The 10,028-nt window shown below is 73.9% G+C and carries 10 protein-coding genes; 3 read left to right on the forward strand and 7 right to left on the reverse strand.

Features of this window, described 5'->3' with window-relative positions; all coding sequences use genetic code 11:
• Positions 1-129: 129 nt before the first annotated feature.
• On the forward strand, positions 130-1,050 hold the full coding sequence (locus J1M38_RS06280) for a carbohydrate kinase (RefSeq protein WP_010079702.1): 921 nt from the start codon (positions 130-132) through the stop codon (positions 1,048-1,050).
• Between the two features lie 103 nt (positions 1,051-1,153).
• On the opposite strand, the gene J1M38_RS06285 is transcribed toward J1M38_RS06280, so the two are convergent.
• Positions 1,154-2,230, reverse strand: coding sequence for a malate dehydrogenase (locus J1M38_RS06285; RefSeq protein WP_095695179.1), 1,077 nt, complete (start codon positions 2,228-2,230; stop codon positions 1,154-1,156).
• A gap of 73 nt (positions 2,231-2,303) precedes the next feature.
• On the opposite strand from J1M38_RS06285, the gene J1M38_RS06290 reads away from it, so the two are divergent.
• The gene (locus J1M38_RS06290; RefSeq protein WP_036337152.1) at positions 2,304-3,152 is read left to right on the forward strand and encodes an HAD family hydrolase; all 849 of its coding nucleotides are present in this window, start codon (positions 2,304-2,306) and stop codon (positions 3,150-3,152) included.
• A 22-nt stretch (positions 3,153-3,174) separates the two neighbouring features.
• Here the strand turns inward: J1M38_RS06290 and J1M38_RS06295 are convergent, their stop codons facing one another.
• From J1M38_RS06295 to J1M38_RS06320, 6 genes are all read right to left on the reverse strand, one after another.
• A complete protein-coding gene (locus J1M38_RS06295; RefSeq protein ID WP_036316538.1) occupies positions 3,175-3,723 on the reverse strand; it encodes an NYN domain-containing protein in 549 nt (182 codons plus the stop codon).
• 33 nt (positions 3,724-3,756) lie between these two features.
• Entirely contained in the window at positions 3,757-4,785 is a 1,029-nt protein-coding gene (locus J1M38_RS06300) for a hypothetical protein (RefSeq protein ID WP_342356209.1), read from the reverse strand.
• Positions 4,786-4,869: 84 nt separating this feature from the next.
• A complete protein-coding gene (locus J1M38_RS06305) occupies positions 4,870-6,261 on the reverse strand; it encodes an amino acid permease (RefSeq protein WP_241246535.1) in 1,392 nt (463 codons plus the stop codon).
• Positions 6,262-6,472: 211 nt separating this feature from the next.
• Positions 6,473-7,546: a low specificity L-threonine aldolase gene (locus tag J1M38_RS06310; protein ID WP_095695182.1), complete on the reverse strand. Its 1,074-nt coding sequence runs from the start codon at positions 7,544-7,546 to the stop codon at positions 6,473-6,475.
• Between the two features lie 5 nt (positions 7,547-7,551).
• Complete coding sequence (locus tag J1M38_RS06315; RefSeq protein ID WP_095695183.1) at positions 7,552-8,226, reverse strand: SDR family oxidoreductase; 675 nt, start codon at positions 8,224-8,226, stop codon at positions 7,552-7,554.
• 3 nt (positions 8,227-8,229) lie between these two features.
• The gene (locus tag J1M38_RS06320; RefSeq protein WP_206481391.1) at positions 8,230-9,660 is read right to left on the reverse strand and encodes a DUF6421 family protein; all 1,431 of its coding nucleotides are present in this window, start codon (positions 9,658-9,660) and stop codon (positions 8,230-8,232) included.
• 123 nt (positions 9,661-9,783) lie between these two features.
• Here J1M38_RS06320 and J1M38_RS06325 point away from each other — a divergent pair.
• On the forward strand, positions 9,784-10,028 hold a 245-nt coding region (locus tag J1M38_RS06325; protein WP_206501208.1), incomplete at its 3' end, for an Lrp/AsnC family transcriptional regulator.

A 10,028-nucleotide genomic window follows, 5' to 3' on the forward strand; every position in this document is an offset into this window, starting at 1 on the left:
AGATGTGTATAAGGGACAGGTCGGGGATGGGGGTGTCGGGCGTTTCTCGGGGGCCTGGAAGCCTGAGCACAGCCCCGGTTCCGCGCCGGTGATTAGGGTACCGTGGGGCGCGTGGCTCAGTACTGTGGTGTGATCGGAGAGGCGCTCGTCGACGTCGTGGTCTCGGACACCGCGACCCCCCGCGTGCACGTCGGGGGCAGCCCCCTGAACGTGGCCGTGGGCCTGAGCCGGCTGGAGCGGCCCGTCCTGTTCGCCGGCCGCCTCGGCCGCGATGCGCACGGGGACATGATCGCCTCGCATCTGCGGGAGAACGGCGTGCGCTGCCTGCTCGAGCCGGATGCCGCCGCCACCTCCGTGGCCACCGCCCGCCTGGACCCCACGGGCGCCGCCAGCTACGAGTTCGAGCTGGACTGGACGCTGCCGCCCGCCGCCGCGCTCGCCCGGGACTTCGACGACGCCGCCGGCGGCCCGCTGCACCACATGCATGCCGGCTCCATCGCCACCATGCTCGCCCCCGGCGACGCCGAGGTGATGGCCCTGCTCGAGCGGATCTCGGCGGTCACGACCATCAGCTACGACCCCAACGTGCGGCCCACGATCGTGCCGGACCGGGCGTTCGCCCGCGCCCGCGCGGAGGAGTCCGTGCGGCTGGCGGACGTGGTGCACGCCTCGGACGAGGACATCGCGTGGCTGTACCCGGACCGCCCGCTGCGCGAGTCGCTGCAGGCGTGGCAGCAGATGGGCCCGGCGTTCGTGGTGATGACCCGCGGCGCCGAGGACATCGTGGCCGTCACCGCGCACGGCGTGGTGGAGCGCCCGATCGTGCCCGTGGACGTCGCGGACACCGTGGGCGCCGGTGACTCGTTCACCGCCGCCCTGCTCGCCGCCCTCGACGACCGCTCCCTGCTCGGCGCCGCGAACCGCGGCCGCCTGCACGCGATGGACCCGGCCGACGTCGAGTCGGTGCTGATCTACGCCTCCCGCGCGTCGGCGATCACGGCCTCCCGCCCGGGGGCGGACCCGCCCACGCGGGCCGAGCTGGCGGACTGACCCCACGCCCTCCCGTCCTCGCACGAATCTGTTGCGCATCCGACCCTTCCGGCGGGCGGGGACGCCCCCAGAAGGGTCAGAGACGCAGACGATCCCGGCCGCCTCAGAGCAGGCCCAGCCCTCGCACGGCGTCGCGCTCGGCCTCCAGCTCGGCGACGGTCGCGGCCAGCCGCCCGCCCTCACCCGGCAGCACGGACTCGTCCGGCTCCAGCCCCGGCACGATCCGCCACGCGGTGCCGCCGTCGGACGTCACGGGGAACGAGCTGATCAGCCCCTCCGGCACCCCGTAGGAGCCGTCCGAGACCACCGCGGCCGACGTCCGGCGCGGCGCACCGTCCGCGTCCACACCGGTGCCGAGGGTCCAGTCGCGCAGGTGATCGATCGCCGCGGACGCCGCCGAGGCCGCCGAGCTCGCCCCGCGCACCTCGATGATCTCCGCGCCCCGCCTCGCCACGCGCGGCACGAACTCCTCGCTCGCCCACACCGGGTCCACCACCTCGAGCGCCGGCCGCCACGTCCCGTCCACCCGCACGCGGGCGTGGGTGAGGTCCGGGAACTGGGTGGCGGAGTGGTTGCCCCAGATCGTCACGCCGGACACGTCCGTCACCGCGACGCCGGCCCGCGCGGCCAACTGCGCCACGGCCCGGTTGTGGTCCAGCCGGGTCAGCGCCGTGAAGCGCGCGGCCGGCACGTCCGGGGCGTGGGCGGCGGCGATCAGCGCGTTGGTGTTGGCCGGGTTCCCGACGACGACGACCCGCACGTCCTGCGCCGCGTGGTCGTTGATCGCCCGGCCCTGAGGCCCGAAGATCCCGCCGTTCGCCTCGAGCAGGTCGCCGCGCTCCATGCCCTTCGTGCGCGGCCGCGCGCCGACGAGCAGCGCGTGCTGGACCCCGTCGAAGGCGCGGGCCGGGTCGTCCGTGACCTCCACTTCGGCCAGCAGCGGGAAGGCCGCGTCGGCGAGCTCCATGGCGGTGCCCTCCGCGGCGCCCAGGGCGGCCGGGATCTCGAGCAGGCGCAGCCGGACCGGGGTGTCCGGGCCGAGCATCCCGCCGGCGGCGATGCGGAAGAGCAGCGCGTAGCCGATGTTGCCGGCGGCGCCGGTGACGGTGACCGTGCGGGGCGTCGTCGACGCGGGGTCCGGGGCGGTGTCCTGTGCGGTGGTCTGCTGTGCGGTGTCCACGCCCCCATCGTGCCCCCGCTCGCCCGCGGAGGACACCCCGGCCCGCCGCACGGCCCCGGCCTAGACTGGGCGCATGCCCGCCCTGCCCCTGCCCTCGCGCCGTCCGCGGATGATCGCGACGGACCTGGACGGCACCATCATCGGGTACCGGCACACGCGGTCGGGGCGCCTGAGCCCGCGCACCATCGCGGCGCTGCGGGACGCCCACGACGCCGGCGTCGAGGTGGTGTTCGTGACCGGCCGTCCCCTCCGCTGGCTCGGCCCGCTGAGCGCGCAGCTCGGCCCCGTCGGACCGGTGATCTGCTCCAACGGCGCCGTCGTCGTGGACACCGCCACGGACGACGTCCTGATCGCCCACCCCATGCCCGTCGAGGCCGTGTGGACCGCCACGGACCGGCTGCGCGCCCTGGACCGCACCGTGTCCTTCGGCGCCGAGACCCTCGAGGGCTTCTTCTGGGAGCACGCGTTCTCCGAGCGCGCCGAGTTCCGGGCCGAGGTCCACGCGGCGGCCACGCTCGAGGCCGCGCTGCCGGGTCGGCTGGGCGTGGTGAAGCTGCTGGCCCGCTCGGACACCCTGTCCCCGGACGCCTTCCTCGCCGCGGCCCGCGCCGAGCTGGACGAGCTCGTGAGTGCCACGCACTCCGCGCCCGGCATCGCGCTCGTGGAGATGTCCGCGCCGGGCGTGCACAAGGCCGCGACCCTCGCCGAGTTCGCCACGAGCCGGGGGGTCGCGCCGGCCGACGTCGTCGCGTTCGGGGACATGCCCAACGACCTGGAGATGCTCCAGTGGGCCGGTCTCGGCCTGGCCGTGGCCTCGGGGCACCCGTCGCTGCTGGCCGCGGCGGACGGCGTGGTCGGGGCGTGCGACGACGACGGGGTGGCCGCCACCGTCGAACGCCTGCTGGAGCTGCCCACGGACTGAGCCGCGGGCCGCCCCCGGCGGGTCAGAGGAACTCGTTCGGGTCGAACGCCTCGACGTCGATCACGCGCAGGCGCGGCAGGGACGAGTCGAACGCGCCCACCGCGTGCTCCAGGTCGAAGAACTCGACCCCGGGGATGCGGCGCAGCTCGTGGGAGAGGAACTCCTCGAAGCCCATGATCCCGGTGCGCCGGCCCGGCGTGGCCGCGAGGTCGGTGAGCTGGGGGGCGAAGTCGGCGTCGTGGCTGACGAGGACGACGTCGTCCTCCCGGCCCAGCAGCGCCTCCGCGGTGCGCTGGATGCCGATGTCCACGACCTTGCCCTCGCCCCGCAGCATGATCGGCTGGAAGCCGAGGGCGGTGAGCGCCTGGACGAACGGGATGGGGATCTCACCGTCGATGGCGAGGAAGAACAGGCCCTTGACCGGCTGGTCCCAGCGGTCCTCGAGGTAGCCGAGCAGGCGCTTCCAGCGTGGCCGCTCGTCGGGCTGGGGGCGCCGCTGCAGGATGGACGTGCCGAGGGTGGCGTCGATGTTCTCGCCGTCGATCAGCAGGTAGGTGGTTCGCTCGCTCACGCTCTTGAGGCTACCCGCTGGGGTGGACGTCGGTCAGCGCGCGCGGTCGAACGGGGCCGTCAGCAGGCGGATGACGCCCTCCAGCGGCCCCGCGCGGAACGGGCCGACGCGCACGACGGCCCGCCACAGCGGCGGCAGCAGCAGCGCGCCGGCCACCAGCACGGCCAGGTTGAACCACGTGTCGTCCGTGCCGGTGGCGCTGCGCCACGGCCCGGGTCCGAGCCCCCGCACCCAGCCGAGGTACCACAGGTGCGCCACGTACACGGACAGCGTCATCGCGCCGGGCACGGCCAGCAGCCCGGCCCGCCGCGGCGCCAGGGCCGCGCACGCGCCGAGCACGGTCAGCACGAGACCCGTGTCCAGCAGGGCCTCCGCCGGGGTCGCCGTGTAGGGCACGGGGGCGGCGCCGGTCTGCGTCCGGGACAGGGCGAGCACGACGCCGGCCAGCGCGGTCCCGCCGGCTGCCCAGCCGAGTCCCGTGAGGCGCACGCGCCGGGCCGGGGCCGCCGTCGTCGTGCCGTGGACGGTGGCAACCAGCACCGCCCCCAGCAGCGCCCACGCGAGGAACAGGGGGAGACGGTACGGGCCGTCCGTGAGGAACGCGGAGACCCACGGGGTCAGCGTCGCGCGGCTCAGCCCGAGGGCCTGAGCGAGGGGGAGGAGCCGGTCGACGACGTCGGCCGTCGGCGTGGCGGCGAGCAGGAGGCCGCCCCCGCCGCTGAGGAGGGCCAGCACGAGGTGCGCGCCGAGCGGGAGGGCGGCCAGCAGTGCCATGAGCACCGTGAGCACGGCCAGGTGCGCCAGCACGTTCACGACGGCCGCCCCGAAGTGCCCGGCCAGCCACGCCGCCCCGCACAGGGCGGCCGCCCGCACGAGCGCGCGAGGCACGGCCCGGCCACGGCCCAGCCACTCCGCCTCGAGGCGCGCGCCCACGCCCACGAGCGCCGCGAACAGGGGCGCGGTGAGGTACTCGGAGAGGTGGAGCACCCCGCCCGGGCCGCCGGTGGGCGCCGCGTGGGCGACCATCATCGAGACCAGGGCCAGACCGCGCGCGACGTCCACCCAGACCAGGCGGCCCCGGGCGGTGTGGGTGGCGGCGGGAGCGTGGGAGGAGGGGCGGGCACGGCGACCTCCGAGGTGGGGGACTCAGTCCAGGACGCGGGTGAGGTCGGCGTCCTCGTAGCGGACCGGCTTCGAGCCGGTGACGAGCTTGTGGCCGAGCCACAGCGCGAGGAACAGGGGCAGGCCGAGGTACGCGCTGGCCACGGCCACGAGGTCCACATCGCCCATGAACGCCTGGTAGTTCTGCCCGAGGATCACGACGGCGCACATGACCAGCGCGACGATCGGGCCCAGGGGGAACAGGAAGGCGCGGTAGGGCAGGTCCTTCGGGTCGTGGCCCTGCGCGACGTAGGCCCGCCGGAACCGGTAGTGGCTCCAGGCGATGCCCATCCACACGATGAACCCGGCCAGGCCCGAGGCGGAGACGAGCCACACGTAGGCGGCGCCGTCCCCGATGAACGTGGTCAGGAAGCACGCCGCGCCCACCGCGGTGGTGGCGTAGAGGGCGTTCATGGGCACGCCGCGCCGGTTCACCCTCGCCAGGAAGCGCGGGGCCTTGCCGGAGTCGGCCAGGGCCCAGAGCATGCGGGTGGAGGCGTACAGGCCCGAGTTGCCCGCGGAGAGGATGGCCGTGAGGATCACGGCGTTCATCACGGAGGCGGCGGCGAGCACGCCCGCGTTCTCGAAGACGAGGGTGAACGGGGAGATCGAGATGTCCTCGACGTCGCTGCCCAGCAGGTGGGGGCTGGTGTAGGGGATGAGGAAGCCGACGACGGTGATCGCGCCGACGTAGAAGAGCAGGATGCGCACGAACACGGTGCGGATCGCCTTGGGCACGTTCTTCTCCGGGTCCTCGGCCTCGCCCGCGGCCACGCCGACCAGCTCGGTGCCCTGGAAGGAGAAGCCGGCCACCATGAAGATCGCCAGGATGCCGGCGCCGCCGCCCACGAAGGGGGCCTCGCCGTCCGTCCAGTTGTGGAAGCCGGGGGAGGAGCCGCCGAGGATGCCGACGATCATCAGGACGCCGAGCACCAGGAAGATCACCACGGTGGCGACCTTGATGAGCGAGAACCAGAACTCGCTCTCGCCGTAGGCGCGCGTGGAGAGGGCGTTGAGGCCGAAGAGCAGCGCGAGGAAGGTCGCGGACCAGATCCACGAGGGCACGTCCGGGAGCCAGTACCGCATGATCAGGGCCGCCGCGACGAGCTCGGCGGCCACCGTGATCGCCCAGTTGTACCAGTAGTTCCAGCCGATGGCGAAGCCGAACGAGGGGCTCACGAAGCGGGTCGAGTACTCCTCGAACGCGCCGGAGACCGGCAGGTACGTGGACATCTCGCCGAGCGACTGCATCAGCAGGAACACCATGAAGCCGATGGCCACGTAGGCCGCAAGGGCGCCGCCGGGGCCGGCGGTCGCGATGGTGTTGCCCGAGGCCACGAACAGGCCCGTGCCGATGGCGCCGCCCATGGCGATCATCGTCAGGTGCCGGGATTTGAGGGTGCGCCGCAGGGAGCCGCCCTCGGGGGTGGCGTGGGCGGCGGAGGCGCGCGGCGTCGACGGGGACGTCCGGGGTGCGCTGGTGTCCACGGTGGCCTTTCGGTGGAGGAGCGGTCGGACGCGCGTCGAAGGCCGCGGCGTCCCACCCTGCTGCACGGTGGTAGAAGGGTATCCCGGCCGGGCGCGTCCGTCAGGCGGCGGGGACGAGTTCGGCGCGCAGTGCGGCCGTGAACGCGTCCACGTCCTCCTCGGTCGTGTCGAAGCCGCACACCCAGCGCACCTCGCGGCGCGCCGCGTCCCAGTCGTAGAACCGGAAGCGGGCGCGCAGCCGGTCGGCCACGCCCTCGGGCAGGACGGCGAACACGGCGTTGGCGTCCGTGGCCTGCGTGAACTCGACGCCGGCCAGCGAGCCGTCGGCGACCCCCGCCTCGATGCCGGCGCGCAGCCGGGCGGCCATGGCGTTGGCGTGGCGGGCGGAGCGCAGGTACAGGTCGCCGTCGAAGAGGGCGAGCAGCTGCGCCGAGACGAAGCGCATCTTCGAGGCCAGCTGCATCTGGTTCTTGCGCAGGTACACGAGGCCGTCCGCGGCGTCCGGGTCGAGCACGACGACGGCCTCGGCCAGCAGCGCCCCGTTCTTGGTGCCGCCGAGGGAGAGCACGTCCACGCCGACGTCGGTGGTGAAGGCGCGCAGCGGCAGGCCCAGGGAGGCCGCGGCGTTGGCGATGCGGGCGCCGTCCATGTAGACGCGCATGCCGTGCTCGTGGGCGTAGTCCGTGATGGCCTTGACCTCGTCCGGGGTGTAGACCGTGCCGAGCTCGGTGGACTGGGTGAGGTAGACGACCAGGGGCTGGGCACGGTGCTCGTCACCCCAGCCCCAGGCCTCGGCGGCGATCAGCTCGGGGGTGAGCTTGCCGTCGTCGGTGGCCACGGGCAGCAGCTTGATCCCGGCGGACTTCTCCGGCGCGCCGCCCTCGTCCACGTGGATGTGCGCGGTGTCCGCGCAGATCACCGCGCCCCAGCGGGGCAGCATGGCCTGGAGCCCGACGACGTTCGCCCCGGTCCCGTTGAACATCGGCCACGCGGTGGCGTCCTTGCCGAAGTGCTGGGCCACGACCTCCTGCAGACGCGCCGTGTACACGTCCTCGCCGTAGGCGACCTGGTGGCCCCCGTTGGCCTCGGCGATCGCCGCGAGCACCTCCGGGTGGACGCCGGAGTAGTTGTCCGAGGCGAAGCCCCGCTCCTGCGGATCGTGGATCCTCTGCATGTCAGTTACGTTCCCTTCTCCTGGAGCGTGAGGACGGCGTCGTTCAGCGCGCCCGCCTCAGCCTTCCACAGTCGCGTGCACTCCTCGGCCAGCCGTTCCTCGAGCCCGGCGAGGGACTGCACACGGAACACGACGGCCGCCGAGCGCAGCGGGGTCCCCGCGTCCCGGGCGGCCTTGGCCCAGCCCTGCGCCACCGCGCGGGTCCATGCCTCGCTCGCCGCCTTCACCGCGGCGTAGTTCGCGCCGCCGGCGAGCGGCCGGGTCACCGCCGGGGACGAGACGATCGCGAGGCGACCGGCGGACGAGGCCCGCAGGTCGTCGTCGAGGGCCCGGCTCACGTGCCGCAGCGCCGTGAACGAGGCCTCGAGGGCGCGGTAGTCCTCCTCGGTCTGGCCGGCGAGGCCCCCGCCGCCGCGCCAGCCGCCCACCAGGTGGAGCAGGCCGTCGATCCGGGTGCCGCGGGCGTGCAGGTCCTCCACGAGGCCGCGGACGGCGGCCTCGTCCGTGAGGTCCAGGGCCGCGGTCTCGGCGCCGAGCGCGGCGAGGGGGGCGAGCTTCGCGGCGTCGCGCCCGGTCGCGACGACGTGCGCGCCGGCGTCGAGGAGCGTGCGGGCGGCGGCCCGGCCCGAGGCGCTCGTGGCGCCCGCGATCAGGACCGCGCGGTCGGTCAGGGCGGCCACGGGTCAGTCGCCCGTGCCGCGGATCCCGGCGGTGGACTCGATGACGCCGCGCATCTTCTTCTCGAGGGCCTCGAAGAACATGGACAACGGGAACTCGTCGTCGAGCACGAGGTCGGTGTAGCCCTTGGGCGGGCCGGCGAGCACCTCGCGCGGCAGGCCCTGCGCCCAGACGGAGGCCGGGTGCGGGGTGACCACGGAGGAGACGAGCTCGTAGGCCTGGAGCCAGTGCACGGTCTTGGGGCGGTCGATGGACTCCCAGTAGAGCGTGTCGATGGCGTCGCCCAGCTCGACGACGGCGTCGGCGAGCCGGTCCCAGTCCACGCTGAGCTCGACGTCGCGCCAATGGATCACGTCCTTGCGGTGCAGCCAGGCGAAGAGCAGCTGGCCGCCGAGGCCGTCGTAGTTGCGGACGCGGGAACCGGTGAGGGCGAAGCGGAAGACGCGGTCGAAGAGGACGGCGTGCTGCACGAGCCCGGCGTGGCGGCGGGTCTGCTCCTCGAGCGCGGTGAGCTGCTCGCCGGCGGCGGCGCGCGCCGTGAGGCGGCGCTCGATCGCCACGCACTCGCGGAAGGCGGTCATGTCGCAGCGCATCTCCTCGAGCGTGTAGAGGAAGAAGGGCATGCGCTGCTTGATCATGAACGGGTCGAAGGGCAGATCGCCGCGCATGTGCGTGCGGTCGTGGATGAGGTCCCACATCACGAAGGTGCCCTCGGCGAGCTCCTGGCTGGAGAGCAGTTCGGCGAGCTCGGCCGGGAGCTCGAGCTGGGTGATCTCGGCGGCGGCGGTGATGACCCGGCGGAAGCGGGCGGCCTCGCGGTCCTGGAAGATGGCGCCCCACGTGAAGGTGGGGATCTCGCGCATGGCCACGGTCTCGGGGAAGAGCACGGCCGAGTTCGTGTCGTAGCCGGGGGTGAAGTCGATCAGGCGCAGGGAGACGAAGAGGCGGTTGCCGTAGTCGCCGGCCTCGAGTGCGGCGATGAACTCCGGCCAGATGGTCTCGACGACGAGGGCCTCCACGTGCCGGTCGGGGGAGCCGTTCTGCGTGTACATCGGGAAGACCACGAGGTGCCGGACGCCGTCGACACGGTGGTCCTGCGGCTGGAAGGCGACGAGGGAGTCCAGGAAGTCGGGCTCGGCGAAGCCGCCGTCGGCCCAGCGGGCGAAGTCGCGGGGCAGGGTGGCGAGGTAGGCGGCGTCGTGCGGGAAGAGCGGGGCGAGCTCCTCGACGGCGGCGACGATGGTCTCCACGTGCTCACGCGCGGCGGCGTGGTCCGCGGGGTCCGGGATGGAGCCGTCCTTGACCTGCAGGGGCTGGAGGGCGGTGGCGGCGGCCTTGAGGCGGAGCCAGGCCGGGTGGGTCTCGACGGTGCGCGCGTCGCCCGGGGTCTCCGGGGCGACGACGTCGGCCCGGGCGGGCTGCAGAATGGTGGACATGGAACCCTCCTGAGGTCGAAGCGCCGGAAAATATCCGGTGATGCGAATCACTTGCCGGAAGGGTTCCATGAGGGCATGGGGCTGTCAACCCGGCGGCTGGGGCCGGCTGATAGCGTGCGGCGCATGGACGACCCTGTCGACGCGCGGCTCGCGGCCGCCGTCTCCCATGACCCGCGCGCCACGCTCGCCCAGCTCTCCGAGCGGGTCGGCCTGTCGACCTCCGCGGTGCAGGCGCGCCTGCGCCGGCTCGAGAGCACGGGCGTGATCACGGGCTACCGTGCGCTGCTCGACCCCGAGGCCGTGGGCAGGCCGCTCTCCGCGTTCATCGAGATCAGCCCGCTGGACCCGCGCCAGCCCGACGACGCCCC

Origin of the sequence: Micrococcus sp. KRD070 (assembly GCF_017168435.1) — a bacterium.
In the GTDB taxonomy this organism is placed as follows: domain Bacteria; phylum Actinomycetota; class Actinomycetes; order Actinomycetales; family Micrococcaceae; genus Micrococcus; species Micrococcus luteus.

What these genes read in the sequence shown, in the direction of transcription:
- J1M38_RS06290 (WP_036337152.1), top strand. Translation starts at nt 2,304, where the DNA reads ATGCCCGCCCTGCCCCTGCCCTCGCGCCGTCCGCGGATGATCGCGACG.
- J1M38_RS06320 (WP_206481391.1), bottom strand. Translation starts at nt 9,660, where the DNA reads ATGTCCACCATTCTGCAGCCCGCCCGGGCCGACGTCGTCGCCCCGGAG.
- J1M38_RS06305 (WP_241246535.1), bottom strand. Translation starts at nt 6,261, where the DNA reads ATGATCGCCATGGGCGGCGCCATCGGCACGGGCCTGTTCGTGGCCTCG.
- J1M38_RS06310 (WP_095695182.1), bottom strand. Translation starts at nt 7,546, where the DNA reads ATGCAGAGGATCCACGATCCGCAGGAGCGGGGCTTCGCCTCGGACAAC.